This window comes from Sphingomonas donggukensis, from assembly GCF_023674425.1.
Classification (GTDB): domain Bacteria; phylum Pseudomonadota; class Alphaproteobacteria; order Sphingomonadales; family Sphingomonadaceae; genus Sphingomonas; species Sphingomonas donggukensis.
Window position 1 is genome coordinate 2,082,776 of the sequence record NZ_CP098401.1, and the last position, 26,921, is coordinate 2,109,696.

A 26,921-nucleotide genomic window follows, 5' to 3' on the forward strand; every position below is an offset into this window, starting at 1 on the left:
GAATAATGGGTAGCAGTCTGAAGAGTGCGACGTTCCTGATCGAAAGCCGGCTGCGCGATGCGGCCCGCGGCAATCCGAACGCCTATTACGAACTCGGCATGGTCTATTCGAGCGGTGCCGAGGGCATCGACATCGACCTGATCGAAGCCCACAAATGGTTCAACCTGGCGGCGATCGCCGGCAACACCCGCGCGCAGGAATGCCGCGCCGACATCGCCGACGAAATGTCCGCGCGCGACATCATCACCGCGCAGAAGGCCGCCCGCGCCTGGCTGAACGTGACGGCACGCGCCGCGGCCTGAATTCCGAGGGGCGCACCTAGGTGCGACACGGTCCGCCATCGGCGGACGGACTGAAGCGGCCGGCGGGCAGAGCCCGGTCGACGACGCGGGCTTCGCCCGCGGCGCCCTGATGATTTAGCTTACAAGCCCGTTTGACAGGCTCAGAACGAGCCGCAGACCCGGCTTCCATCCTCCCCGTTCGCGGGGAGGTGGCAGCGCGTCTGCGCTGACGGAGGGGGCTCTCCGCATCCGCAGCGTCCGAGGCACGCCCCCTCCACCAGCCTGTGGCTGGTCCCCCTCCCCGTTCCGAGGAGGAGTCAGGCGGTCTTTTTGGCTGCCGCTTTCTTCGGCGCAGCCTTTTTCGCCGGCGCCTTCTTCTTCGGCGCCGCTTTCTTCTTGCCCTTCTTCGCCGGCGCCGCAGCAGCGCGTGCGTCGATCAGCTGGGCGGCTTCCTCCAGCGTCAGCGCGTCTTTTTCAATCGACTTGGGCAAGGTCGCATTCGTCTCGCCGTCAGTGACGTAGGCGCCGTAGCGGCCCTCCATCAGCTTGATCTCAAGCTCGGTCCGCGGATGCTTGCCAAGCATCTTCAGCGGCTCGCGCGCAGCACCGCGTGCCGGGCGCCCGCCATTCGCCGCCGCTTCAGCGAGCTTCACGACCGCGGCGTTCATGCCGGTTTCGAACACTTCGGCGGTCGAGGTCAGCCGCGCATATTTGCCGTCATGCGCCAGATACGGGCCATAGCGCCCGATCGACGCCGTGATCGGCGCGCCGCTTTCCGGGTGCGTCCCCACCTCGCGCGGCAGGCTCAGCAGCTTCAGCGCCCACTCCAGGTCCAGCTCGCCGATGTCCTTGGGGATCGACGCGCGTTTCGCGTCCTTGCCGTCGCCCAGCTGGATGTACGGGCCGAACCGCCCCGACTTGCGTTCGACCGGCAGCCCGGTGGCGGGATCGGTGCCGAGCGTCTCCGGCCCGCTATCCTCGCCCGCGGCGCCACCGCCCTGCGCGAAGCGGCGGGTGTACTTGCACTCCGGATAGTTGGAGCAGGCAACGAACGCGCCGAAGCGCCCGCCACGCAGCGCCAGCCGGCCGTCACCGCAGTTCGGGCACGAGCGCGGATCGCTGCCGTCGTCCTTCGGCGGGAACAGATAGTCCGACAGGAATTCGTCGAGCGCGGCGGTGACTTCGCTCGGCTGGCGCTCCTTCACTTCCTCGGTACGCGGCTTGAAATCGCTCCAGAACGCGTCGAGCACCGACTGCCACTGCGCCCGCCCGCCCGACACGTCGTCGAGCTCTTCCTCCAGCCCCGCGGTGAAATCGTAGCTGACGTATTTCTCGAAGAAGCGTTCGAGGAACGCGGTCAGCAGCCGTCCCGATTCCTCGGCGAAGAAGCGATTCTTTTCGAGCCGGACGTAGCCGCGGTCCTTCAGCACATCGATGATCGACGCGTAGGTCGACGGGCGCCCGATGCCGAGTTCTTCCAGCCGTTTGATAAGCGACGCGTCCGAATAGCGCGGTGGCGGCTGGGTGAAATGCTGTTCAGCGGCGACACCGCGCTTGGCCGGCGCGTCACCCGATTTCAGCAGCGGCAGACGACGGCTGTCCTCGTCGCCATCGTCGTCGCGCCCTTCCTCGTACAGCGCGAGGTAGCCGGGGAAGATCATCACCTGGCCGGTCGCGCGCAGCACCGCCTTGCCGGTACCGTCCTCCAGTTCGATCGTCGTGCGCTCCATCCGCGCCGCCGACATCTGGCTGGCGAGCGCACGCTTCCAGATCAGCTCGTACAGCCGCGCGTGGTCGCCGCCGCCCGCACGATCCTTCGAGAAATCGGTCGGCCGGATCGCCTCGTGCGCTTCCTGCGCGTTCTTCGCCTTGGTCTGGTACTGGCGCGGTTTGTCGGGGACGTAGCCGCCGTCGTACCGCTCGATCACCGCTTTCCGCGCCGCATCGATCGCCGATCCGTCCATCTGGACGCCGTCGGTCCGCATGTAGGTGATCGCGCCGTCCTCATAGAGCCCCTGCGCGATCCGCATCGTGTGGCTGGCCGAGAAGCCGAGCTTGCGCGCCGCTTCCTGCTGGAGGGTCGAGGTGGTGAAGGGCGGCGGCGGGTTGCGGGTCGCGGGCTTGGTCTCGACGCTGGCGACGGTGAAGCGCCCCGCCTCGACATCGGCCTTGGCGCGCATCGCGTCGCCCTCGGCACCGATCGACAGCCGGTCGAGCTTCTTGCCCTCCCAGTTGGTCAGCCGTGCGGTGAAGGGGGTGCCGTCATGCTCGAAGCTCGCCTCGACCGACCAGTATTCCTGGGGGCGGAACAGCTCGATCTCGCGCTCGCGCTGGACGATAATGCGCAGCGCCACCGACTGGACGCGGCCCGCCGATTTCGCGCCGGGCAGCTTGCGCCACAGCACGGGCGAGAGGGTGAAGCCGACGAGATAGTCGAGCGCGCGGCGCGCCCGGTAGGCGTCGATCAGGTCGGTATCGAGCTCGCGCGGGGCCTTCATCGCCGCCAAAATCGCCGGCTTGGTGATCGCATTGAAGGTGACGCGCTCGACCTCCTTCGGCAGCGCCTTGCGCAGACGCAGCACTTCCTGCACGTGCCACGAAATCGCCTCGCCCTCGCGATCGGGATCGGTCGCCAGAATCAGGCGATCGGCCTTCTTCGCCTCGTCGGTGATCGCCTTCAGCTGGCGCGACTTGTCGGCGTAGGTTTCCCACTCCATCGCGAATTCGGCGTCGGGGTCCACCGACCCGTCCTTCGCCGGCAAATCGCGGACGTGCCCGTAGGAGGCGAGGACGTGATAGTCCGAGCCCAGATATTTCTCGATGGTTTTTGCCTTGGCGGGCGATTCGACGATGACGAGTTGCATGGGGTGCCTGACTGGAGAGCTCTTACGTGTACGCGCGAGGGTGGCTGGGTCGGCGAAGCGCCGTCAAGCCGCGAAGCTCGCCTTCAGCCCGTCGATCACGAACTGCGCCGCGAGAGCGGCCAGCAGGACGCCGAGCAGGCGGGTGATGACCGCCTCGATCTTCGCGCCCAGGATGCGCATGATCGGCCCCGCCGCCAGCAGTGCGGCGAGCGTCAGCAACAGGATCGTGCCCATCGCCGCCAGCACCACCAGCGACGCGGACAGGCCGTTGGTGCGCGACATCAGCAGCATGACGCTGGCGATCGATCCCGGCCCGGCGATCATCGGCATCGCCATCGGGAAGATCGAGACGTCCTCGACTTCCGGCGTTTCCATGATCTTCTGCGCACGATCTTCCCGACGTTGCGTGCGGCGTTCGAACACCATGTCCATCGCGATCACGAACAGCATGATGCCGCCGGCGATGCGGAAGGCGTCGAGCCCGATGCCGAGCGCATGGAGCAGCCCCTCCCCGAACAGTGCGAACACCAGCAGGATGATCGTCGCGACCACCACCGCGCGCACCGCCATCGCGCGGACATGCGCCGGCGGCGCGCCCGCGGTCAGCCCGGCATAGATCGGCGCGCAGCCGGGCGGATCGATCACCACGAAGAAGGTGATGAGCGCGGAGATGTAGAGTTCGATCACCTTAGATGGCGTCCTTGCCAAGCTGCACGCCGGCGTTCCGGTGCGCGGCGACGATGGTGTTGCGCAGCAGGCAGGCGATGGTCATCGGCCCGACCCCGCCGGGCACCGGAGTGATCGCACCCGCGACGCTCGCCGCACCATCGAAATCGACGTCGCCGGTCAGGCCATCCTCGGTGCGGTTGATGCCGACGTCGATCACGGTCGCGCCGGGCTTGATCCACTCGCCCTTCACGAAATGCGGGATGCCGACCGCGGCGACGACGATGTCGGCGCGGGCGACGTGGCTCGACAGATCCTTTGTCCGCGAATGTGCGACCGTGACCGTCGCCGACGCCTTCGTCAGCAGCGCCGCCATCGGCTTGCCGACGATGTTCGACCGCCCGATCACCACCGCGTCGAGGCCCGACAGGTCGCCCAATTGCTCCTCGAGCAGCATCAGGCAACCGAGCGGCGTGCAGGGCACAAAGCCGTTGAGGCCGGTCGCCAGCCGCCCGGCATTGACCGGGTGGAAGCCGTCGACGTCCTTGTCGGGGTCGATCCGGGTCAGCACCACGCTTTCACGAATGTGCTTCGGCAGCGGCAGCTGGACGAGGATGCCGTCGACCGCGGGGTCGGCGTTGAGCGCATCGACCAGCGCGAGCAGGTCGGCCTCGGTCGTGTCGGCGGGCAGGCGGTGTTCGAAGCTCGCCATGTTGGCTGCGACGGTCGCCTTGCCCTTGGACTTCACATAGACGCTCGACGCCGGGTCGGCGCCGACCAGCACGACCGCCAGTCCCGCCTTGCGCCCCGCTACTGCCTCGAACGCCGCGGCGATTTCTCCCACGCGGGCGCGCAGGCGGGCGGCAGCGGCTTTGCCGTCGATGATTTCGGCGCTCATGGGGCCGCGCCATAAGCCCGTGCGGACGTTTCCGCCAGCACGGGCACGCACTTTCACATCGGATAGACCGGCTGATACAGCGACGGGATCACGACGTTCATCAGGATGTACAGGATCAGCAGCACGACCAGCGGCGACAGGTCGAGCGCACCGAAATCGGGCAGGATACGGCGGATCGGGCGGTACATCGGCTCGGTCATCGTGCCGAGCGCGTTCCAGACGTTGCGGACGAAGTCGTTCTGCGTGTTCACGACATTGAACGCGATCAGCCACGACAGCACCGCCTGGACGACGATGATCCACCACACGACGGTCAGCAGGATCTGGAGGATTTGCAGGATGGCGTTCACGTCGTCGTCCGTTCTGATGGTGTGTTAGGCAGATATAGCGCGGGCTCAGCGCCGTACCAGTGTGCCGATGCCGCTTTCGGTGAAGATCTCCAACAGCATGCCGTGCGGGATGCGCCCGTCGAGGATGACCGCGGCATCGACCCCGCGCTGCACCGCCGACACGCACGTCTCCAGCTTCGGGATCATCCCGCCGGTGATCGTGCCGTCCAGCCGCAGCGCATCGACGTCCGACGGCTTCAAGTCGGTCAGCAGATTGCCGCCCTTGTCGAGCACACCGGGCACGTCGGTCAGCAGGAAGAAGCGCGACGCGCCCGTCGCCGCGGCGATCGCGCCGGCCATCGTGTCGGCGTTGACGTTGTAGGTCTCTCCGTCACCGCCGAGCGCGATCGGCGCGACGACGGGGATGAACCCCTCGCGCGACAGCGTGTCGAGAATGGTCGGGCGCACCGCCGCAGGCTCGCCGACGAAGCCCAGGTCGACGTGGCGCTCGATCCCCTGCAACTTGTCGGGATCGCGCCCGGTCACCTTCTCGGCTCGGACCAGCCCCGCGTCCTTGCCCGATATGCCGACCGCCTTGCCGCCCGCGGCGGCGATCCAGGCAACGATTTCCTTGTTGATCGATCCCGCCAGCACCATTTCGGCGATCTGCGCGGTTTCCTTGTCGGTGATGCGCAGGCCGTCGTGGAAGCGCGATTCGACCCCCAGCCGCTTCAGCATGGCCCCGATCTGCGGCCCCCCGCCGTGGACGACGACGACGTTGATGCCGACCATCTTCAGCAGCACCACGTCCTCGGCGAAATCGCGCGCGAGTTCGGGATCGCCCATCGCATGGCCGCCGTATTTCACGACGAAGGTCTTGCCGGCGTACCGCTGCAGATACGGCAGCGCCTCGGTCAGCGTCTCCGCCTTGGCGAGCATCGCGGGATCGGGGGCGTGGTTGGCGGGGGTGTCGGTCATGCGGGGGCTCTAGCCATCACCGTCCGAAAACCCAAATCCGAACCCAAACCCGATCCTCCCGGACCCCATCCGTCCGAACCCCACCCGTTCGTCTCGAGTAGCCTTCGAGCTTGTCGAGAAGGCGTATCGAGAGATCGGCCGCCAAGATTTCTCGATACGGCGTCTCGACAAGCTCGACGCCTACTCGAAACGAACGGTTCAAATATCAGGCCTGCGAAGGCACCCCATCCAGCTTCCGCCCCAGCGCCACCACCAGGTAGATCAGTGGCGGGACCAGCACCGCCGACAGCACGACCTTGGCGATCATCTGACCGACCAGCAGCTCGGCGATCGGGAAGACGCCGTAGAAGGCGATGCTGATGAACAGCAATGTGTCGACCACCTGGCTGAGCACCCCCGCAATCGCCGAGCGCAACCACAGAAGGCGGCTGCCCTCCCGCCCCTTCAGCGCGGAAAAGATCGTGACGTTCAGCGTCTGCGAAATGCCGTAGGCGATGAGGCCCGCCAGCCAGATGCGCAGGTTCGACCCCAGGATCAGCTGGATCGCGTCGCGGTTCGCAGGCTGCATCTCGGGCGAGGCGGGCAGCATCCACACCACCCACGACAGCGCCATCGACATCAGCAGCGGCACGAAGCCGATCCGCACCAGCCGGTTGGCCCACACCGGCCCGTGCAGCTCGGCCACCGCACTCGACGTGACGACCAGCAGCAGGAACGCGAAGATGCCCGCTTCCACCGCCAGCGGCCCCAAGGCCACCTGCTTGTTGCCGAGCACGCCCGCCACGCAGACCATGCCGCCGTAGATCAGGGAGAAGACGAAGAGCGAAAGCGGGATCGCGCGAGGTGTGGTTTCCATCGTGCCGGACGCTAGCCGTTTTTTTCGCCCGCGAAAGCCCCTTCGCGCAGGACGCGGAAAGCCCCTTCGCTCGGGACGCGGAAAGCGCCTTCGCGGAATCCCCGCGCATCGGCACTAGCCGCGGGCCACCGCGTGTGTATGGTCGCTCGCTTCGCGTAGAGCCGGCGCCGGGGGGCGTTCGGGGCGGGAGAGTTCTGAATGCATAACTGGATCGGCCTGGCCGGAATCGTCATCATCCTGGCCATCGCCGTCGCGCTGTCGAACAACCGCCGCGCGATCCGCCTGCGTGTCGTCGGCCCCGCCTTCGCATTGCAGGCCGGGTTCGCGGTGCTGGTGCTCGCGACCGACTGGGGACGCAGCGCGATCGGCGCAATGAGCCACGGCGTGTCGAACCTGCTGGGCTATGCGAAGGCCGGCACCGACTTCATCTTCGGCCCGCTTGCCGGCCCGACGATGGGCGCCAACAGCTTCGCGATCGCGGCGCTGCCGGTCATCATCTTCTTCGCCTCGCTGATCTCGATCCTCTATTATCTCGGCGTGATGCAGCAGATCATCAAATGGGTCGGCGGCGCGATCCAGATGGTCACCGGCATCACGAAGGTCGAATCGCTGGGCTCTGCGGCGAACATCTTCGTCGGCCAGTCCGAAAGCCCGCTGGTCATCCGCCCCTATCTCGCCAGCCTCACCCCGCCGCAGCTGTTCACGGTGATGACGGTCGGCATGGCGGGCGTCGCCGGCACGATCCTGGGTGCCTACGCCAGCATGATCGGTGCGCAATTGCTGCCGTACCTGCTCGCCGCCAGCTTCATGTCGGCGCCGGGCGGCATCCTGATGTCGAAGATCATCATGCCCGACGTGGCCGAGCCGGTGCAGGGCGAACTGCCGCTGGGCGCGGTCGCCGACGACAGCGTCGCGCTGACCGAGCCGCATACCCGCGCCAGCGCCCCCGAGATCGAGGGCAGCGAGCCGATCGCCGAGGCGAGCCACGACGAGGAGAAGCCCGCCAACATCATCATGGCCGCCGCACAGGGCGCGCAGACCGGCGTGAAGCTGGCGGTCGCGGTCGGGGCGATGGTGCTGGCGTTCGTCGCGCTGGTCGCGCTCGCCAACGGGCTGCTCGCCGGGATCGGCGCGTGGTTCGGCTATCCCGAGCTCAGCTTCCAGATGCTGCTCGGCTACATCTTCCAGCCGGTGATGTTCATGCTGGGCGTGCCGTGGAACGAGGCGGGCACCGCCGGCGGTCTGTTCGGGACGAAGATCGTACTGAACGAATTCGTGTCGTTCATAGAACTCAGCAAGATCCAGGGCACGCTGTCGCCGGCAACCGTCGCCATCGTCACCTTCTCGCTGTGCGGCTTCGCCAATTTCAGCTCGATCGCGATCCAGATGGCGGTGACGGGCAATCTGGCGCCCAACCAGCGCCCGATCATCGCGAAGCTGGGGATCAAGGCGCTGGTCGCCGGGAGCCTCTCGAACCTGATGTCGGCGGCGCTCGCCGGGCTGCTCATCAGCTAGGCCGGTGCGCCTCGTCTTCACCAAAGGCGCGGGCAAGTCCGACACGATGACCGTGGTGCGCGACGGCCGCGCCGACACGGTGATCGACTGTCCGAAACAGCGGATCATTCCGCACGACATGGTGCATTACGCGGTCGAGAGCGTGCTTCACGCGCGCGGCTTTCTGGGGCGGATCGCAGGCGGCGAGGACGCCGACTTTCGCATGGTCGCGGAGGCGGAAAGCGACGGCGTCGAGCGGCTGGTCGAAGTGTTCCAGGGCGACGGCTGGTCGGGCGGAACGAGCGATGCGGCGGCGATGATCGACCTCTACCGCGTCACCTGCGATGCGCGGGGGTGTCCGATGCTGGCGGTGGACGCGGCGACGATCGATGCTGTGCGCACGCGGATCGCCGAGCTGACGGCGCGCTGGGACGCCGTTCCGGCCGGCGGCACGCTGGAGCTGGAGTTCGACAGCGACGCGTGAACGCTTCGGTGCTCCCGCGCAGGCGGGAGCACGGCAACATCACGCCGCCTTGATCGCCTGACCCTGCTTCAGCGTCTCGCCGTTCGACACGATCACCACGTCGCCCAGCTTCACCACGTCGAACAGCTTCTTCGCGAACGGGATCGGCACGCCGACGCAGCCGTGGGTGGCGGCGTCGGGGCGCATCACCGCGCTGCCGTGGATCGACACGCCGTCGTTGGTCAGGCGCAATGTGTACGGCATCGGCGCGTTGTAGATGCTCGACACATGCTGCGCCTTGCGGAAGCTGACGTTGAACACGCCGAGCGGCGTCGGCTTCACATCGGCGCCGTAGATCATCACCGCGGTGCCGATCTCGTGCCCGTCGCGGAATACCGACAGCACCTGCGCCTTCAGGTCGACGGTGACGACGATCCGCCCGCCCGCCGAGGCCGGGGCCGCGCTCTCATCCCAATACCAGTCGCCGTGGACGAAGGGTGCCTTGATCGGAAGGATGCTCCTGACGGTGTAGGCGTCCGCCGGAAGCGGGGCGGCGACGGGCTTCGATGCGGGCGCGGGCTTTGCCGCAGGTGCGGCGAGGCTGGCCGGCTTGGGCGCCGCTGCCGCTTCGGGCTGCGCGCGCACCCGCTCGGCGACTTGCGCTGCGCCGAGGAACGCCGCGACGCATCCCAGCGCGAGTCCTGCGCGAGCGAGCCAGAGTTTCGTGACAGGCGACACCGCCCCGCTCCTTGATGAACCGATCGATGGTCCCCCAAGTCGCGTGCAAGTGTGAAGATTTGAACCCCCGATTTCGCCCCCGTACCGCCGCGGGACAGGTGGCGCGGGCGTTTACTCGCCGGTGATGAGCTTGACCTTGTTGGGCAATTTCTTGCCCTTGGTGCGCCGCGAGGGCAGCTGCACCGGATTCTTCTTCTTCCACTCGGCATAGGTCATCGGCCCGTCGGGCGTCTCGACGATGGTGTCGTCCAGGCTCATCGCACCCCTCCTTACCGCGTCGGCACCGGTTCGGCGCCCGAATAGTCGTAGAATCCGCGCCCGGCCTTGCGGCCATACCACCCGGCCTCGACATATTTGACCAGCAGCGGCGCAGGGCGGAATTTGGGATCGCCGGTCCCTTCGAACAACACCCGCGTGATCTCCAGGCAAGTGTCCAGCCCGATGAAGTCGGCGAGCGTCAGCGGCCCCATCGGGTGGTTGAGCCCCAGCTTCATCGCGGTGTCGATGTCGCGGATCGTCGCCACGCCTTCGCCCAGCGCGAAGCACGCCTCGTTCAGCATCGGCATCAAGATGCGGTTGACGATGAAGCCGGGCGCGTCGCTGGCGTGGACGATCTCCTTGCCGAGCGTGCGACCGTACGCCTCGACCGAGGCGACCGTCGCGTCGCTGGTTGCGAGGCCGCGGATCAGCTCGATCAGGCCCATCACCGGCACCGGGTTGAAGAAATGCACGCCCATGAACCGCGCCGGATCGGGCGACGCCTGGGCCAGACGCGTGATCGGGATCGAGGATGTGTTGCTGGCGAGGATCGCGTCGCCGCGCATCGCCTTGCCGACGTGCTCGAAGATGCGGCGCTTGATTTCCTCGCGCTCGGTCGCGGCCTCGATCACCAGGTCGCAGTCGGCCATCGCCGCGACGTCGCCGACGGCCTCGATCTGGCCGAGCGTCGCGTCGCGCTCGGCAGCGGCGATCTTTTCCTTCTCGACCAGCCGGGCGAGCGCCTTGGCGATGCCCGCCTTGCCGCCCTCGGCCCGCGCCAGATCGACGTCGGACAGCAGCACCCGGTGGCCTACCGCCGCAGATACCTGCGCGATGCCTGCGCCCATCTGTCCCGCCCCGATCACGCCAATCGTCTTCACACGCCGTCTCCTTTGCGCGCGGTCATAGCGGCTTTGGCGGATCGCGCTACGGCGCGCGCCGCTCCGCCTGCGCCTCGGCCAGGATCAGCGCGAAATTGTCGCCCGTGTCGGTCCATTCCTCGACCGGGGTCCAGCCTCCGGCGCGCAACAGCAGGCGCGCGTCGCGGGGGCCGTATTTATGGCTGTTTTCGGTATGAATGGTTTCCCCCGCCGCCATCGCGAACGGGCGCCCGTCCACGGCGAATGCGACGTCGCGCGTCGCCTCCAGATGCATTTCGATGCGGGCGCGATCGTCGTTCCACAGCGCGCGGTGGCGGAAGGCATCGACGGGTATCGTCCCGCCCAATTCGCGGTTGATGCGCTCGAGCAGGTTGAGGTTGAATGCCGCGGTCACCCCGGCGGCGTCGTCATAGGCCGGGACCAGCACATCGGGGGACTTGATCCGGTCGATGCCGATCAGCAGCAGCGCCCCCTCCCCCAGCGACGCGCGCATCGACCGCAGCAGGTCGACCGCGCCGGCGGCGCCCATGTTGCCGATGGTCGATCCGGGAAAAAAGCCGAGCTTCGGCATGTCTGCCACGGCGGCGGGCAGCTTCAGCGGGCGCATGAAGTCGCCCTCCAGCGGGGCGACAGCGATGTCGGGGAAGGCCCGCGCCACCGTCGCGGCGCTTTCGCGCAGGAAATCGCCCGAAATGTCGATCGGAACATAGGCGGCGGGCTTCGCCGCGCGGAGCAGGGCAGGCGTCTTGGTCGACGACCCCGACCCAAACTCCACCACCGCTGCCCCCGCCGGTACCCGCGCGGCCAGCGCATCGCTGCATGCCGCGAGAATGTCGATCTCGGTTCGGGTCGGATAATATTCGGGAAGGTCGGTGATCGCCTCGAACAGCTCCGACCCGCGCCGGTCGTAGAACCACCGCGCCGGAATAGCGCGCGGGGCGAGCACCAGCCCGGTCAGCACGTCGGCGCGGAACTGTGGGTCGGCAAGCGAAGCCTGGCCGTCCTCGATTTCCTGCTTCAGCATGTCAGATGTCCTTGGCCAACCGCACGCCGGTGAATTGCCAGCGTTGGTGGGGGTAGAAGAAATTGCGGTAGCTCGCCCGGACATGGCCGCGCGGGGTGGCGCATGACCCGCCGCGCAGGACGCACTGCCCGCTCATGAACTTGCCGTTGTATTCGCCGACCGCCCCTTCCGCGGCGGTGAAGCCCGGATAGGGGCGGTAGGCGCTGCCGGTCCATTCCCACACGTCGCCGAAGAAGGCGGGGCCGCCCGCCGACGGGCGCGGTTCGACCGGGCCGGCGGCGTCGAGGAGGTTGCCTGAGCGCGCGTCGTGCGCGGATGCCGCAGCCTCCCATTCGAATTCGGTCGGCAGGCGTGCGCCGGCCCAGGCGGCATAGGCGTCCGCCTCGTAGAAGCTGACATGCGTTACCGGCGCGGCAGGATCGATCGCGCGCCGCCCGTCGAGACCGAAGCGCGTCCAGGCGCCGTCGCGCTGCTCCCAGTACAGTGGCGCGGCAATCGCTTCCGCCTTCACCCACGCCCAGCCGTCCGACAACCACCAGCGCGCGTCGCGATAGCCGCCGTCGGCGATGAACGCCGCCCATTCGCCGTTGGTCACGGTGCGGTCGGCAATCGCGTGGGCCGGCGCCAGCGCGCGGTGGCGCGGCCCCTCGCAATCAAAAGCGAAATCGGCCCCGTCGTGACCTATCTCGACGATCGCCTCAGCGCGGTCGATCCAGCTGATCGGGCCGGGCATCGGCACCGGCACCTTGGGCGGCGCCGGCCAGATCGCCGGCTCGCACGGGTTCTGCGCGAACAGGTGGAGCATGTCGGTGACGAGCAACTCCTGATGCTGCTCCTCGTGATGGCAGCCGAGCGCCACCAACTCGATTGCCGCCTCGGGCAAGGTCGGCAGCGCGTCGACTACCGCGGCGGTTACGGCGGCGCGGTAGCCGAGCACCTCGTCCAGCGTCGGCCGCGTCATCATGCCACGGCGGTCGCGGGCGTGGCGCGCCCCTTCCGCCTCGTAATAGCTGTTGAACAGGAACGGGAACCGCGCGTCGTGCAGGGTGTAGCCGGCGACGTGATCGCGCAGCACGAACGTCTCGAAAAACCATGTCGTGTGCGCGAGGTGCCATTTGGCGGGCGACGCGTCGGGCATCGACTGGACGGTGGCGTCGGCGTCCGACAGCGACGCGACCAGTGCCTCGGTCAGCGCGCGCACCGCGGCAAAACGCTCCACGAGCGGCAGGGCGACCGGCGATTCGGCGGGACGTGTTCGCATTTCGTTCTTCTCCGCGCGCGGATGCACCGCGTCAAGAGGACGGCGAAACGCTACCGCGACGCCCCCGGAATCCACAGAACGTCAGCGCCCGCGCTTTGGTTCACATGGCGGGCCGCGACGAACAGATAATCCGACAATCGATTGAGGTAGATCAGGATTTCGGGCGAAATCGCGGTGTCGGCGGCACAAGCGACCGCCGATCGCTCGGCCCGCCGCGTGATCGCGCGCGCCAGATGCAGTGCCGCCGCGCCAGGATCGCCCGCCGGCAGGATGAAGCTGGCGAGCGGCGGCATGTCGGCGTTGAGCGTATCGATCGTCTGCTCCAGCCACGCCGACTGGCGCGCCGTCACGCGGAGCGCCCAATCGATATCGCCGGGGGTGGCGAGATCGGCACCAAGGTCGAACAGGTCGTTCTGAATACGGTTCAGCGCGTCGCGGATCGGCCCTTCGCCCAGCGAAGACAGCGCGACACCGATCGCCGAATTCGCCTCGTCCACGTCGCCGATCGCGGCCATCCGCGCATCCGCCTTCGACACGCGACTGCCGTCGACCAGCCCGGTCGTGCCGGCGTCACCGGTGCGGGTGTAGATCTTGTTGAGCTTGACCATCCCGGCCCTCGTCCGTGGAAGGCGGTTACGTCCGTCCCGCCGCGAACAGGATGATGACCACGATCAGCACCGCCAGCGCCTGGAAGAAGATGCGGAACTGCATCATCTTGTTCGATTTCAGCGCCGACTGGGTCGGGCCGGTGCCGTTCTTCAGCTCCTCCTCGGTGGTCTTGAGGAAGACGACGATGCCGCGCACCAGCGCGACCACCGTGGCGATCATCGCTGCGAGCAGCAGGATGGCGAGGAAAATCTGCATGGCCGCTATTTAAGCCTTCGCGGCTCCAAAGCCAATGCCTGTCCCGAGCGGCTGGCTCTGCCAGCCATCCGAGGGGGGCAGCCGTCCGTCCCGCAGCATCGCCGCGAGGTCTGCGCCGTCCATCCCCTGCGCACGCAGGTCGGCGAGGCTCGGCGCGCCGTCGCGCTTGGCGAGGCGCTTGCCGTCGGGGTCGGTCAGCAGCGGGTGGTGGCGATATTCGGGCGTCGGCAAGCCGAGCAGCGTCTGGAGCAGACGGTGGACGTGGGTGCTTTCGAACAGGTCGACGCCGCGCACGACATGGGTGACGCCCTGCGCCGCGTCGTCGACTGTGACCGCGAGGTGATAGCTGGCTGGCGCATCCTTCCGCGCAAGGACGACGTCGCCGTGGGACAGCGGGTCGGCGAGCTGGGGACCGGCAAAGGCGTCGTGCCACCCCAAATCCTCCCCGGCACGGGGACGTGGCCGGCGCAGCCGGACGGAGGGGGCGGGCCGCGAGCGCGGCGATTGCGGCCCGCCCCCTCCACCAGCGTCGCTGGTCCCCCTCTCCGCGCCGGGGAGCATATTGAGCGCCCGCTCCACATCCAGCCGCCAGCAGTGCGGCAGCGCCGGATCGACGTCGCGCCCCCGGCACGTCCCCGGATACAGCGCGCCGCCCGCCCCGTGCGGCGCCGACAGGCTCGCGGCGATATCGGCGCGGGTGCAGGCGCAACGATAGAGCAGCCCCATGTCCCGCAACCGGTCGAGCGCGGCATCGTACAGCGCCAGCCGCTGCGACTGGCGCACGACCGGCCCGTCCCACGCGAGCCCCAGCCACGCCAGATCCTCCGCGATCCCCGCGACATGCTCTTCGCGGCTGCGGGTGCCGTCGATATCCTCGATCCGCAGCAGGAAGCGCCCGCCGCGGTCCCGCGCGAAATCATGCGCCTGGATCGCCGAAAAGGCGTGGCCGAGGTGCAGCCGCCCGGTCGGGCTCGGCGCGAACCGGGTGACGACGGGGGGATCGCTGCTCACCCGCCCCCTCTAGCGCGCGTCCGCGGCTCGCAAAAGGTTAACGACCATCTTGACCGCGAGTCCGGGGCTATGCTGTCATGCCAGCGTCATCCTTCCCGGCAAGAAGGGCACGCGCGACGACGAAGGGGCAAGAATGTTCCATCCCGATCTGATGCGACATCCGGACGCCTGCCCGGCGCTGGTGCTGAACGCCGATTACACGCCGCTGTCCTATTATCCGCTGTCGATCTGGCCATGGCAGACTGCGGTGAAGGCGGTGTTCCTCGACCGCGTCGACATCGTTTCCCACTACGAACGCGAGGTGCGCAGCCCGACCGCGTCGCTGAAGCTGCCCTCGGTCATCGCGCTGAAGCAATATGTGCGGCCGTCGCAATTCCCGGCCTTCACGCGGTTCAACCTGTTCCTGCGCGACCGCTTCGCCTGCCAATATTGCGGCACCCACCGCGACCTGACGTTCGATCACGTCGTCCCGCGTGCCTATGGCGGACGCACGACGTGGGAGAATGTCGCCACCGCCTGCGCACCGTGCAATCTGCGCAAGGGAGGGCGGACGCCCGCGGAGGCGAAGATGCCGCTGCACGTCCAGCCGATCCGCCCGACCAACTGGCAGTTGCAGGAACACGGACGGCGCTTCCCGCCCAACTACCTCCACGCCACGTGGCGGGACTGGCTCTACTGGGACGTCGAGCTGGAGGCGTGAGCGCGCTTGCCAGCGCCGTATTACACCGATAATACACGACGCCATGAGTCTCGGGTCGCTGTTCAGCCTGTCCGATCGTCGCGTAGCGGACACATCCGACGATCCCTTCGCCGATTTCGGGAAGCCGCCCGCCGGCGACGGGGGGCGCCCGCCGTCCGAACCGCCGCTGCATTTCGATCCGCCGCCGCCGCGCCGCCGCATCGCCTGGGGCCGCTGGTTCCTGCGTGGCCTGGGTGCGTTCATCATCCTGCTGGTTATCGCGATCGCGTGGCTCGCGGTCACCGCGCCGCTGTCGAGATCGCTGAAACCGCCGACGCCGCCCAGCATCACGCTGCTCGCCGCCGACGGCGTGACGCCGATCGCGCGCCGCGGAGCGATCATCGGCGCGCCGGTCGACGTGACGACGCTGCCAAAGCACGTGCCCGAAGCCTTCATGGCGATCGAGGACCGCCGCTTCTACTCGCACTGGGGCGTGTCCCCGCGCGGTGTGACCCGCGCAATGTGGAACAACCTGCGCGCCGGCGGCATGCGCGAGGGCGGATCGACGATCACGCAACAGCTCGCGAAGAACGCCTTCCTCTCGTCCGACCGCACCTTCGGGCGCAAGGCGCGCGAGCTGATGATCGCTTTCTGGCTGGAGGCGTGGCTGTCGAAGGACGAGATCCTCAGCCGCTACCTCTCCAACGTCTATTTCGGCGACAATGTGTACGGCCTGTCGGCGGCGGCGAAGCATTATTTCAGCCGGACGCCCGACGAACTGAGCGTCGCGCAGGCGGCGATGCTCGCTGGCCTCGTCAAGGCGCCGTCGCGGCTCGCCCCCACGCTCAACCTGTCGGGCGCGCGGGCGCGGCAGAAGCTGGTGGTCGGCGCGATGGTCGAAACCGGGTTCCTGACGAAGGGCGAGGCCGACGTCGTCGGCCCGGCCCGGCTGAAGGTCGAGCGGATCAAAACGCTGCCCAACGGCACCTATTTCGCCGACTGGGTGCTGCCCGCCGCGCGCGATCGGTCGGGAGAGATCGCGAGCGAAGTCACCGTCACCACGACGCTCGACAGCCGCATCCAGCGCGCCGCCGAACGCGCCGTGCGGCGTGCGGGGCTGCGTCAGGCGCAGGTCGCGCTGGTGGCGATGCGTCCCGACGGCACCGTCGTGGGGATGGTCGGCGGCAAGGATTACAAGAGCTCGCCGTTCAACCGCGCGGTACAGGCGCGGCGCCAGCCGGGTTCGACGTTCAAGCTGTTCGTCTATCTGGCCGCGCTGCGCTCCGGCATGACCCCCGATTCGACCGTGCTCGACGAGCCGGTGACGATCGGCGAATGGGCGCCCAAGAATTCGGACGGGCGCTATGCCGGCGAGATCAGCCTGGCGCGCGCCTTCGCCAAATCGTCGAACGTCGCCGCCGCCCGCCTGACCAAGCAGGTCGGGGTCGCCAACGTCATCCGCGCCGCGCGTGATCTCGGCGTCACCAGCCCGATCGCCGACGAGGCATCGATCGCGCTCGGCACGTCCTCGATGTCGCTGCTCGAGCTGACCTCGGCCTATGCGGCGGTCGCGAACGGCAGCTATCCGGTGCGCCCGCGCGGCCTGTCGGAGGAGGACGAGGCGAGCTGGTACGAGCGGCTCCGCGGACGCCAGACGGTGATGGGTGCCGACGAGCGCGATGGGATGCGCGCATTGCTGGCGCGTTCGATCGAAAGCGGCACCGGGCGGCAGGCGGCACTGTCTGTGCCCGCCTACGGCAAGACCGGCACGACGCAGGACAACCGCGACGCGCTGTTCGTCGGGTACGCGCAGGGCCTGGTCGCGGGGGTGTGGGTCGGCAACGACGACAACAGCCCCAACCCCGGCCTGTCGGGCGGCGGCATCCCGGCGCGCATCTGGCGCGACTTCATGATCGAGGCGCTGGGCGTCGCCCCGCCCGCCGCTCCGGTGGTCGAGGACGATCCCGTCGCCAACCTGATCGACGATCTGGGCGAAGATGGTCAGGCAGCGATCGACAATGCGTTCGAAGGTGAGATCGAGGGACTGGGCGTCAACGTCCGCTTGGGCCGCGACGGCAGCTTCGACATCGGCCCCCGCAATCGTCGCGACGGCCCGCCGCCCTCCGCTCGCGAGGACCGCCGCCCGCCGCCCGATGAATATGAGAGGCCGCCGGACGAGCAGTGAGGGTAGGCGTTCGGGGCATGTGCTTCGACTTCGCTCAGCACGAGCGGGGGGACCGATAGTTTTCCGTTCGTCCTGAGCCCAGTCGAAGGACATGCCCCAAATGTCCAATCCCGGTTGACCCCGTCGCGCTCCCGCCCCTACGCCGCCCCCCATGCGCTTCTTCTCCGATAACGCCGCCCCGGTCGCCCAGCCCGTCCTCGACGCGATGATCGCGGCCAACACGCTCGACACCGCCTATGACGGCGACCGCTGGAGTCAGTCGCTCGATGCGCGCTTTTCGGAGGTGTTCGAGACCAACGTCCGCGTGCTGTGGGTGCCGACCGGGACCGCGGCCAATTGCCTGGCGCTTGCCGCACTCTGCCCGCCCGACGGCGGCGTGATCTGCCACGCACATGCGCACATCAACGTGGACGAGGCCGGCGCGCCCGAATTCTATACCCATGGCGCCAAGCTGATGCTGGCCGACGGACCGGGCGCGAAGCTGACCCCGCACGCGATCGAGACGCTGGCGGGCGCTATCCGGAACGACGTCCACCAGGTGCAGCCGCGCGCGATCTCGATCACCAACGCCACCGAATACGGCCTGGTCTATACGCCCGCGGAGGTCACAGCGATCGGCGACGTCGCCCGCGCCCGCGGGCTTGGCCTCCACATGGACGGCGCGCGGTTTGCGAACGCCGTCGCGCATCTCGGCTGCGCGCCCGCCGACGTGACGTGGCGCGCCGGGGTCGATGCGCTGTCGTTCGGCTGCGTCAAGAACGGGGGCATGAACGCCGAGGCGCTGGTGTTCTTCAAAACCGAACTCGCCGACATGGCGCTGCGCCGGCGCAAGCGCGCCGGGCTGCTCCATTCGAAGGGGCGGTATCTGGCCGCGCAATTGCTCGCGATGCTGGAGGACGATCTGTGGCTGAAGAACGCCCGCGCCGCCAATGCCGGCGCGCGGTTGCTGGCGAATGCGGCATGCGCGCGGCTCGTCCATCCGGTCGAGGCGAACGAAGTGTTCCTGAAAGTCACCGCCGACGAGGCTGCGCGCCTTCGCGGGCTCGGCTTCGACTTCTACGACTGGGGCGTCGGCGAGGCGCGGCTGGTGGTGTCGTGGGACCAGGCCGAGGCCGACATCGCCCCGCTCGCCACGGCCATCGCCGCGCTGTGAGCCGTCTCGACAAGCGCAGCTTGTGTTTGCAGCGCAATTTTCAGGTTAGCGCAGGCCGGCAGCCCCGCTAAAGCCCGCCGCATGTCCGACGCCCCCGCCCCGCAATCGACGCGCCTTGCGGTGCTGATCCCGTTCGGGATCGTCACGCTGATCTGGGGGTCGACCTGGATCGTCATCACCGGGCAATTGGGCGTGGTGCCGCCGAGCTGGTCGGTCAGCTATCGCTTCGTCGTCGCCGGCATCGCGATGCTGGCCTGGGCTGCGTATCGCGGCGAACTCGCCCGGCTCGACGCGCGCGGGTGGCTGTTCGCAGGTGCGCTCGGCGTCCTGCAATTCGTGCTCAACTTCAACTTCGTCTATCGGGCCGAGCACTTCATCACCTCCGGGCTGGTCGCGGTTGTCTTCGCGCTGATGCTGGTGCCGAACGCCACGCTCGCGCGCATCTTCCTCGGGCAGCGCATGGGGTGGCAGCTGATCGCCGGGTCGCTGGTCGCGATCGGCGGCGTCGCGCTACTCTTCCTGCATGAGCTGCGCAGCGACCCCAATGGATCGACCGCGCTGCTCGCCGGCATCGGCTTCACGCTGGCGGGCGTCATCTCGGCGTCGAGCGCGAACATCATGCAGGGGACGCAGGCCGCGAAACGCTATCCGATGGCGGGGATGCTGGGCATCGCCATGCTGATCGGCGCGGGCGTCGATGCCGCCTATGCGTGGGCCACGGTCGGCCCGCCGGTGTTCGACCCGCGCCCGAGCTACTGGCTGGGGGTCGCATACCTCGGTATCTTCGCCTCGGCGATCGCCTTCCCATTGTATTTCGGGGTGCTGCGCGTGATCGGCCCGGCAAAGGCGGCCTATTCGGGGGTACTCGTGCCGGTCATCGCCATGCTGTTGTCCACGGTGTTCGAGGGCTATCGCTGGTCGCTGCTCGCGGCGGCGGGGGCGGGGCTGGCGATGTTCGGGCTGGTGATCGCGCTGACCGCACGCAGGCCCAACCGGTAATCGGGATAACGCGGTCGCCAGCCGAGCACGCGCTTCGCCTTCAGGTTCGATACCCGCCGGTTCTCGGCATAAAAGGCGCGCGCCATCGGGCTGAGATCGGCGAGCGCGACGAGTGGCGGCGCCGGCAGCCCGAGCAGCGCGGCGGCGTAGGTCGCGACATCATCCTGGTTGGCGGGCAGGTCGTCGGCGAGGTTGTACGCCCCCGCCGGCGCATCGAACGCCGCGACCACGCCGCGCGCGATGTCGTCGACATGGACCCGGCTGAACACCTGATCGGGCAGTCCGGTGCGATGTGCCTTGCCCTCTCGTACCCGATCGATCGGCGAGCGGCCGGGGCCGTAGATGCCCGGCAGGCGAAACACCCGCGCACCTCGCGCCAGCCACGCGGTGTCGGCGGCGTTACGATTGGCGCGGCGCCCCGCGATCGGCGCGGATTCGTCCACCCAGGCGCCGCGGGCGTCGCCATACACGCCGGTCGAGGAGAGGTAGCCAAGCCAGCGACCGTTCAGCGCATCGCCGTAGCGCGCGAGGACCGGGTCGCCGGCGTCGTCCGGCGGAACCGACGACAACACATGCGTGGCCGCAGCGATCGCCGCCCGCACCCCGGCGTCGTCATCGAACGCCAGATCGCCCGTGCCCCCCGTCGCCATCACCGCACCGCCGCCCGCGCGCACCTGCGCGGCTATACGGGTCGCGGTGTAGCCGAGGCCGAAGATCAGCAAGCGCATGCGGCTAACCTAACCCGGAAAATCCGTTCGCCTCGAGTAGTCGTCGAGCTTGTCGAGACGGCGTATCGAGAGGTCTCTGCCCCAAGATAACACTCTCGATACGGGCTCTCGACAAGCTCGATCCCTACTCGAGTCGAACGGCTGTGGGCTTACGCTCACCCCACCCTCACTTCGCGCCATAACCCCCGTACAGCGTCCCGAAGAAATCGCCCTTGTTCCAGCGGGGGCGTTCCGCGCCGTCGGCGATCTCGCGGGCGATCGCATAGTTCACGTCGATGAAACGCACGCCCTGGCTCCAGTCGAGCGCCGGGCCCTGCCACACCTCGTCGGAGGGCTGGTGATAGTGGTTCTTGAAGAAATCCTCGACCGCGGCCTTGCCCGGCCCCTTCTGGCCCGGCCACAGGAACACGCTCGGCACGCCCTGCTGGACGAAGCGATAATGGTCGGAGCGGACGAACAGCCCCTGCTCGGGCATCGGATCGGGCGAGAAGCCGACGCCGATCGAGGCCGCGGCCTTCTTCACGATCGGCCCCAGCGTCGAACGCTCGGCACCGAAGGCGATCACGTCCTCGAACGTGTAGGTGATGATCGGCATGTCGAGGTTGACGTTCGCCACCATCGCCTTCGCCGGCACGGTCGGGTTGTTGGCGAAATATTCGGCGCCGACGAGGCCCTTTTCCTCCGCGGTCACCGCGACGAACAGGATCGAGCGTTTCGGCGGGGTGCCGCTCGCCTTGAACTTCTTGGCTTCCTCGATCAGCGAAGCGATGCCGACGGCATTGTCCTCGGCGCCGTTGTAAATCGTGTCGCCGCGCGCGTCCGGGCGCCCTACGCCGACGTGATCGAGGTGCGCGGAGAGGACGACGTACTCGCCCTTGAGCTTCGGGTCGCTGCCGGGCAGCAGGCCGACGACGTTGGAGCTCGGCAATGGCGAGGTCGCGGTGGCGATCGTCGCCTTCATCGATGCCGGCAGCAGCATCGCCTTGAACTTCGTCTCGCTCGACTCCGCTCCTCGCGCAACCTCGGCCCAGCCGGCACCGAACAGCCGCTCCGCCGCCGCGACGCTGATCGTGCCGAGCGTCGGCGCCTTGGGGGAAATGGAATAGCCGGTGCCGTCCTTGCGCGCCCAGGTCACGCGCGGGCGATCATAGTTGGCGGCGCCCGCCGACAAGGGCCGCGTCTTCGCAAACTTCGGATTCTCGATCATGATGACGCCCGCCGCGCCCTTCGCCTGCGCGATCGCCGCCTTGGTCGGGCCGCCGCCGAAATGCGCGCGCTCCTCGGTGTTCAGGCTTTCGGGCGCGCCGCCGAACATCAGCACGATCTTGCCGCGCACGTCGACGCCCGCATAATCGTCGCGGCCCGCGGTCGGCGCGACGATGCCGTAGCCGACGAAGGCCAGGCCCGCGTCGACCGTCGTCGTCGCCTGTGCCGGATTGACGCTCGGCAGATAATCCTGCCCGAAGGTGAGCGGCACCGGCTTCCCGCCCTTCGGCGTCACCACGAAGCTGCCCTTGTCCGCGGCCTTCACCTCGATCAGCGGCACCTGTTGCAGGAAACTGCCGTCGTCGCCCGCGGGGCGCAGCCCGGCGGCGTAGAATTGCGCCGCGACATACTGCGCGGCAATGTCGTACTCGCGGCTGCCCGCCTCACGCCCGCGCATCGCATCCGACGCCAGGAACATGACGTGCGCCTTCATCGCCGCTTCGGCGGGGGTCAGCGCGGCATTGGTCACCGCATTGCGCTGCGCCAGTTCGGCGGCGGTCGGCTTGGGCGCGGGCGCGACGGGCTTGGGCGCATCCTGTGCAGCGGCGGTCGTAGCGAAAAGCGCGATCGCGGAAACCGCGGCGAGGCGTAGCTGGTTCAACTTGGGGACTTTCTGCACGGATTGCGGGGATGGTGATGCCTAGCAGCGCGATCGTCGGCCACGCAATTCACTAGCTGGCGAACCGCATCGCAGGATATACGAGCGGCATGGACGTCATCGCCACCGCTTCGCCCGCGCCCACTACCATCCACCGCGCCGATTATCGCCCGCCCGACTGGCTGGTGCCGGAAATCGCGCTGGAGTTCGACCTCGCCCCCGCCGCGACCCGCGTCCGCGCGACCCTGAGCGTCACGCGGAACGGCGCGCACGATCGCCCGCTGCGCCTCGACGGCGACGCGCTGACGCCGCTGTCGGTCACGGTCGATGGCGCACCCGTGTCCTGGGAAATGGACGGCGGCGACCTGGTGCTCGCACTGGGCGGCGATGCCCACAGCATCACCACCGAGGTCGAGCTGTCGCCCGAGACCAACACCCAGCTGATGGGCCTCTATGCCTCGGGCGGGCTGCTCTGCACCCAGTGCGAGGCCGAAGGGTTCCGCCGCATCACCTTCTTCCCCGATCGCCCCGACGTGCTCGCGCGCTATTCGGTGCGGATGACCGCCGACAAGGCACGCTTCCCGATCCTGCTGGCAAACGGCGATCCGGTCGGCAGCGGGAATCTGGACGACGGGCGTCACTGGGCGGAGTGGAACGATCCCTTCCCCAAGCCCAGCTATTTGTTCGCGCTGGTCGCGGGCGATCTCGTCGCGAACCGTTCGACCTTCGTCACCCGGTCGGGCCGCGAGGTACAGCTCGGCATATGGGTCCGCGCCGCCGACCTGCCCAAGACCGACCATGCGCTGCAGGCGCTGGAAACGTCGATGCGCTGGGACGAGCAGGTCTATGGCCGCGAATACGACCTCGACGTGTTCAACATCGTGGCGGTCGACGATTTCAACTTCGGCGCGATGGAGAACAAGGGGCTGAACATCTTCAACAGCCGCTACATCCTGGCCGATCCCGATACCGCCACCGATTATGATTACGACGGCATCGCGGCCGTGGTCGCGCACGAATATTTCCACAACTGGTCGGGCAACCGCGTCACCTGCCGCGACTGGTTCCAGCTTTCGCTCAAGGAAGGCTTCACGGTCTATCGCGACCAGAGCTTCTCCGCCGACCAGGGCAGCCCCGCGGTCAAGCGGATCGAGGATGTGCGGGGGCTGCGCGCCGCACAGTTCCCGGAGGATGCCGGCCCGCTGGCGCACCCGATCCGCCCCGACAGCTACATGGAAATCAGCAACTTCTACACCGCAACCATCTACAACAAGGGGGCCGAAGTCATCCGCATGATGGCGACGCTGCTGGGCGCGCAGAAGTTCCGCGCCGGCACCGACCTGTATTTCGACCGGTTCGACGGCACTGCGGCGACGTGCGAGGATTTCGTCGCGTCGATGGAGGAGGCGGGCGACACCGACCTATCCCAGTTCCGTCGCTGGTATTCGCAGGCCGGCACTCCGCGCGTCACGGCGTCGATCAGCCACGAACAGGGATCGGGCCGCGCGCTGCTGACGCTGGCGCAGGCGGTGCCGCCGACGCCGGGCCAGCCCGACAAGGCGCCGATGGTGCTGCCGCTGAAACTGCGGCTGTTCGGCAGCGAGACCGGCGCGCCGCTCGGCCCCGAGCGGCTGGTCGTGCTATCGGACGCCCGCGCCGAAGTCGTGTTCGAGGGGGTAAGCGAACGCCCGCTGCTGTCGATCAACCGCGGCTTTTCCGCACCCGTCATCGTCGAGACCGATCGCTCGGCCGCCGACCTCGCCTTCCTGTCGGCGCACGACGACGATCCGTTCGCGCGGTATGAGGCGATGCAGCAGCTGATGCTCGACACGCTGGTCGCCGCAGTCGCGACCGGGCGCGGCGATCACGCTGCGGTCATCGCCGCGGTGAAGAACACGCTGACCGATGCGAAGCTCGACCATGCCTTCATCGCCGAGGCGGTGCTGTTGCCGTCGGAAAGCTTCGTCGGCGACCAGATGGGCGTGGTCGATCCCGACGCGATCTTCCGCGCGCGTGAGGCGCTGCGCCGCGATCTCGGTCAGCGGCTGGAGAGCGAATGGCGCGCCGCCTACGACGCCACCCGCGCAGGCGCCTTCGCCTATACCCCCGCGGCGAAGGGCGACCGCCGGCTGAAGACCGTCGCGCTCGGCTATATCGCCGCCGGCGGGGCGAGCGACGCCGCGCATCTCGCCTTCCGCCAGTTCGAGGCCGCCGACAACATGACCGACCGGCAGGGCGCGCTGGTCACGCTGACCAGTGGCACGTCGGACGAGCGGGTCGCGGCACTCGACATCTTCTACAATCGCTATGCCGACAATCCGCTGGTGCTGGACAAATGGTTCCAGGTGCAGGCGCTGTCGTCACGCGACGACGCGCTGGCGGCGGTCGAGGAATTGGCCCGGCACAAGGACTTCACGCTCGCCAACCCCAACCGCGCCCGCGCACTCGTTGGCGCGTTCGGGGTCAACCAGCGAGCGTTCCACGATCTGTCGGGGCGCGGCTACCGCTTCCTCGCCGACCAGTTGATCGCGCTCGACAAGCTCAACCCGCAGACCGCGGCGAAGCTGCTGCCCCCGCTCGGCCGCTGGAAACGCTTCGACGTCGCCCGCGCCGCGCTGATGAAGGCCGAACTCCACCGCATCCTCGCGACGCCGGGGCTGTCGAAGGATATGTTCGAGCAGGCGTCAAAAAGCCTGGACTAAATCCCCACCCCGCCGTTCGTTTCGAGCGAAGTCGAGAAACCGCCGCAGGGCGCGCGGTAGCCGTTTCTCGACTACGCTCGAAACGAACGGAGGTGGATCACACCGCGATCCGCCGCGTGCCGCGCGCCACGGTAGCGATCTTCGCCCCCGTCGGCGTGAGCGACCGCGTCGCGACCGAATCCCAGAACAGCCATTCATTGGTCGCGCGCTCGGGCGTCAGCGTCGTCACCATATAGCCGCGGCGCGAGGTATCGCACCACGCCAGCTCACGGTTGCCGGCGACCAGGCTGCGCGCGATCCGCGCCGGATCGACGCCGCGCGTCGCCCCTTCGATCCCGCCCGACGTCACCGATTGCACCCCGAATTCGACCGCGGCGGCGCGCCCGCCCGTCGCCAGCTGGAAGCTCCACGCATTGTGGCTGTCGCCCGACAGCACGATCGTGTCCGCCGCCAACCCCTGCGCCGCCGCGAGGAAGCGCGCGCGTGCGGCGGGAAAGCCGCCCCAGCTGTCCATGTCCTGCGGCAGGTTCGCGCGGCCCAGCGTCACCCGGTCGGATATGCCGGTGCGCGCCCACTCCGGCGCGGTCGGCGGCAGCCAGTTCAGCGCATCCTCCGGTGTCTGGAGATAGCCCATGTTGGTGCCGAAGCCGACGATCTGCCACCCCCGCCCGGCCCGCGCCGATGCTGCCATCGCCGCGGCCAGCCATGCCTCCTGCGTCGAGCCCATCATCGTGCGCGCGGGATCGCGCCAGGCGCCCTCGCGGAACCGGCGGAGTGCGGCGGGATCGCTGCGCATCGCGGCGGTCACCACCAGCTCCGCCGACCGCGCGGCGAGCCGCGTATCGGTGCGGTAGATCGTCGCGAGCCCGCCGACGTCATAGGACGCGTAGGGAAGGTCGCTGACCGGCATCCATTCGCGCCACGCTTGGATCGCCGCCGCCTTGCGCAGCGACCATGCGCCCTCGGTCGCGCTCTGGTGGTTCTGCGCGCCGCCCTCCCACGAATTATTGGCCGATTCGTGATCGTCCATCGCGACCAGCATCGGCATCGCCGCGTGCAGCGCCTGCAGATCGGGGTCGGCGCGGTAGCTGGCGTAGCGCAGGCGATAGTCGGCAAGGCTCAGCGCCTCGTGATCGGGCGCCATGTCGCGCCCGTCGACCATCTCTGCCTTCACCGGGTAGGTGCCCGGCCCATATTCGTAGAAATAGTCGCCGAGATGATAGGCGAGGTCGCAGTCGCCCGCCGCGGCATGGCCGTAAGCGCCGAACCAGCCGAATCCGATGTTCGAGCAACTGAACACCGCGATCTTCAGCCGGCGCGCGGTCGTCGGCAGCGTCTTCGTCCGCCCGACCGGCGACAGCGTGCCGTCAGGCGCGATGAAGCGATAGTGATAGCGCGTGCCCGGTTTCAGGCCGGTGACGGTCAGCTTGATCGTGTGGTCGCGCCACGGCCCCGTCGTCATCTCCGCCCCGCCCGCGATCCGCGCGAAATCGGGGGCTTCGGACAGCTCGACCCGGATGGTCGCGACGTCGCCGCTCACCGGTACATAGCGCGTCCAGAGCAACATCGAGGTCGCCCCCGGCTCGCCGCTCGCGACATTGTGGGTGAAGCCGGTGCGCGTCAGCCCCTGCGCCAGCGCGATGCCGGGGAAGGAGAGCGCGGCGAGGCCCAGCGTGCCGGTGACGATCAACTGGCGGCGGTCGAGGGTCAGGGTCATGGGGCAGCTCCTTGCCCCCGCAGCATGG

Annotated in this window: 25 protein-coding genes; 8 read left to right on the forward strand and 17 right to left on the reverse strand. The window is 68.3% G+C overall.

The features are described 5' to 3' along the window. The first annotated feature begins 5 nt into the window (after positions 1 to 5). Positions 6 to 302: an SEL1-like repeat protein gene (locus M9980_RS10250; protein ID WP_250750207.1), complete on the forward strand. Its 297-nt coding sequence runs from the start codon at positions 6 to 8 to the stop codon at positions 300 to 302. A gap of 296 nt (positions 303 to 598) precedes the next feature. Here M9980_RS10250 and topA read toward each other — a convergent pair whose 3' ends face one another. From topA to M9980_RS10280, 6 genes are all read right to left on the reverse strand, one after another. Then, positions 599 to 3,145, reverse strand: a complete 2,547-nt coding sequence (gene topA, locus M9980_RS10255) for a type I DNA topoisomerase (RefSeq protein WP_250750218.1) — start codon at positions 3,143 to 3,145, stop codon at positions 599 to 601. Between the two features lie 63 nt (positions 3,146 to 3,208). Next, positions 3,209 to 3,832 (reverse strand): MarC family protein, encoded by a 624-nt coding sequence (locus M9980_RS10260; RefSeq protein WP_250750220.1) that lies wholly within the window; start codon positions 3,830 to 3,832, stop codon positions 3,209 to 3,211. A 1-nt stretch (position 3,833) separates the two neighbouring features. Continuing rightward, positions 3,834 to 4,709, reverse strand: coding sequence for a bifunctional methylenetetrahydrofolate dehydrogenase/methenyltetrahydrofolate cyclohydrolase FolD (folD, locus tag M9980_RS10265; protein WP_250750222.1), 876 nt, complete (start codon positions 4,707 to 4,709; stop codon positions 3,834 to 3,836). A 53-nt stretch (positions 4,710 to 4,762) separates the two neighbouring features. Continuing rightward, the gene (locus M9980_RS10270; protein WP_250750224.1) at positions 4,763 to 5,059 is read right to left on the reverse strand and encodes a YggT family protein; all 297 of its coding nucleotides are present in this window, start codon (positions 5,057 to 5,059) and stop codon (positions 4,763 to 4,765) included. Between the two features lie 45 nt (positions 5,060 to 5,104). Beyond that, positions 5,105 to 6,016 carry an acetylglutamate kinase gene (gene argB / locus M9980_RS10275; protein ID WP_250750225.1) on the reverse strand — a complete coding sequence of 304 codons (912 nt, stop codon included), beginning with the start codon at positions 6,014 to 6,016 and terminating at the stop codon, positions 5,105 to 5,107. 205 nt (positions 6,017 to 6,221) lie between these two features. Further along, positions 6,222 to 6,872 (reverse strand): queuosine precursor transporter, encoded by a 651-nt coding sequence (locus tag M9980_RS10280; RefSeq protein WP_250750227.1) that lies wholly within the window; start codon positions 6,870 to 6,872, stop codon positions 6,222 to 6,224. Between the two features lie 198 nt (positions 6,873 to 7,070). Between M9980_RS10280 and M9980_RS10285 the strand changes: the two genes are divergently transcribed. Further along, the gene (locus M9980_RS10285; RefSeq protein WP_250750235.1) at positions 7,071 to 8,387 is read left to right on the forward strand and encodes a NupC/NupG family nucleoside CNT transporter; all 1,317 of its coding nucleotides are present in this window, start codon (positions 7,071 to 7,073) and stop codon (positions 8,385 to 8,387) included. A gap of 4 nt (positions 8,388 to 8,391) precedes the next feature. After that, positions 8,392 to 8,850: a hypothetical protein gene (locus M9980_RS10290; RefSeq protein ID WP_250750237.1), complete on the forward strand. Its 459-nt coding sequence runs from the start codon at positions 8,392 to 8,394 to the stop codon at positions 8,848 to 8,850. Positions 8,851 to 8,889: 39 nt separating this feature from the next. Here the strand turns inward: M9980_RS10290 and M9980_RS10295 are convergent, their stop codons facing one another. The 8 genes from M9980_RS10295 to gluQRS all read right to left on the reverse strand — a co-directional run bounded on the left by M9980_RS10295 (position 8,890) and on the right by gluQRS (position 14,866). After that, positions 8,890 to 9,567 (reverse strand): L,D-transpeptidase family protein, encoded by a 678-nt coding sequence (locus M9980_RS10295; RefSeq protein WP_250750250.1) that lies wholly within the window; start codon positions 9,565 to 9,567, stop codon positions 8,890 to 8,892. Positions 9,568 to 9,678: 111 nt separating this feature from the next. Continuing rightward, the gene (locus tag M9980_RS10300) at positions 9,679 to 9,825 is read right to left on the reverse strand and encodes a hypothetical protein (protein ID WP_250750253.1); all 147 of its coding nucleotides are present in this window, start codon (positions 9,823 to 9,825) and stop codon (positions 9,679 to 9,681) included. Positions 9,826 to 9,836: 11 nt separating this feature from the next. Continuing rightward, entirely contained in the window at positions 9,837 to 10,706 is an 870-nt protein-coding gene (locus tag M9980_RS10305; RefSeq protein ID WP_250750256.1) for a 3-hydroxybutyryl-CoA dehydrogenase, read from the reverse strand. A gap of 46 nt (positions 10,707 to 10,752) precedes the next feature. Continuing rightward, positions 10,753 to 11,730 carry an L-histidine N(alpha)-methyltransferase gene (gene egtD / locus M9980_RS10310; RefSeq protein ID WP_250750269.1) on the reverse strand — a complete coding sequence of 326 codons (978 nt, stop codon included), beginning with the start codon at positions 11,728 to 11,730 and terminating at the stop codon, positions 10,753 to 10,755. Position 11,731: 1 nt separating this feature from the next. Continuing rightward, positions 11,732 to 12,991, reverse strand: coding sequence for an ergothioneine biosynthesis protein EgtB (gene egtB, locus M9980_RS10315; protein ID WP_250750271.1), 1,260 nt, complete (start codon positions 12,989 to 12,991; stop codon positions 11,732 to 11,734). Positions 12,992 to 13,041: 50 nt separating this feature from the next. Then, complete coding sequence (locus M9980_RS10320; protein WP_250750274.1) at positions 13,042 to 13,599, reverse strand: cob(I)yrinic acid a,c-diamide adenosyltransferase; 558 nt, start codon at positions 13,597 to 13,599, stop codon at positions 13,042 to 13,044. Positions 13,600 to 13,624: 25 nt separating this feature from the next. Next, entirely contained in the window at positions 13,625 to 13,855 is a 231-nt protein-coding gene (locus M9980_RS10325) for a twin transmembrane helix small protein (protein WP_250750275.1), read from the reverse strand. Between the two features lie 9 nt (positions 13,856 to 13,864). Next, positions 13,865 to 14,866 (reverse strand): tRNA glutamyl-Q(34) synthetase GluQRS, encoded by a 1,002-nt coding sequence (gene gluQRS, locus M9980_RS10330; protein WP_250750277.1) that lies wholly within the window; start codon positions 14,864 to 14,866, stop codon positions 13,865 to 13,867. A 133-nt stretch (positions 14,867 to 14,999) separates the two neighbouring features. Between gluQRS and M9980_RS10335 the strand changes: the two genes are divergently transcribed. The 4 genes from M9980_RS10335 to M9980_RS10350 all read left to right on the forward strand — a co-directional run bounded on the left by M9980_RS10335 (position 15,000) and on the right by M9980_RS10350 (position 19,882). Next, positions 15,000 to 15,566, forward strand: coding sequence for an HNH endonuclease (locus M9980_RS10335; protein ID WP_250750279.1), 567 nt, complete (start codon positions 15,000 to 15,002; stop codon positions 15,564 to 15,566). Positions 15,567 to 15,609: 43 nt separating this feature from the next. Then, positions 15,610 to 17,730, forward strand: a complete 2,121-nt coding sequence (locus M9980_RS10340; RefSeq protein WP_250750281.1) for a transglycosylase domain-containing protein — start codon at positions 15,610 to 15,612, stop codon at positions 17,728 to 17,730. Between the two features lie 151 nt (positions 17,731 to 17,881). Then, positions 17,882 to 18,883 (forward strand): threonine aldolase family protein, encoded by a 1,002-nt coding sequence (locus M9980_RS10345; protein WP_250750283.1) that lies wholly within the window; start codon positions 17,882 to 17,884, stop codon positions 18,881 to 18,883. Between the two features lie 81 nt (positions 18,884 to 18,964). Beyond that, on the forward strand, positions 18,965 to 19,882 hold the full coding sequence (locus tag M9980_RS10350) for a DMT family transporter (RefSeq protein ID WP_250750285.1): 918 nt from the start codon (positions 18,965 to 18,967) through the stop codon (positions 19,880 to 19,882). Here the strand turns inward: M9980_RS10350 and M9980_RS10355 are convergent. Both M9980_RS10355 and M9980_RS10360 read right to left on the reverse strand, forming a co-directional pair. After that, entirely contained in the window at positions 19,792 to 20,610 is an 819-nt protein-coding gene (locus M9980_RS10355; RefSeq protein ID WP_250750288.1) for a Rossmann-fold NAD(P)-binding domain-containing protein, read from the reverse strand. The genes M9980_RS10350 and M9980_RS10355 overlap by 91 nt on opposite strands. A 166-nt stretch (positions 20,611 to 20,776) precedes the next feature. After that, entirely contained in the window at positions 20,777 to 22,495 is a 1,719-nt protein-coding gene (locus M9980_RS10360; RefSeq protein WP_250750291.1) for a M28 family metallopeptidase, read from the reverse strand. Between the two features lie 89 nt (positions 22,496 to 22,584). Between M9980_RS10360 and pepN the strand changes: the two genes are divergently transcribed. Next, positions 22,585 to 25,176 carry an aminopeptidase N gene (pepN, locus tag M9980_RS10365; RefSeq protein ID WP_250750299.1) on the forward strand — a complete coding sequence of 864 codons (2,592 nt, stop codon included), beginning with the start codon at positions 22,585 to 22,587 and terminating at the stop codon, positions 25,174 to 25,176. 97 nt (positions 25,177 to 25,273) lie between these two features. Here the strand turns inward: pepN and M9980_RS10370 are convergent, their stop codons facing one another. Continuing rightward, positions 25,274 to 26,893 (reverse strand): alkaline phosphatase D family protein, encoded by a 1,620-nt coding sequence (locus M9980_RS10370; RefSeq protein WP_250750300.1) that lies wholly within the window; start codon positions 26,891 to 26,893, stop codon positions 25,274 to 25,276. Between the last annotated feature and the right edge of the window lie 28 nt (positions 26,894 to 26,921).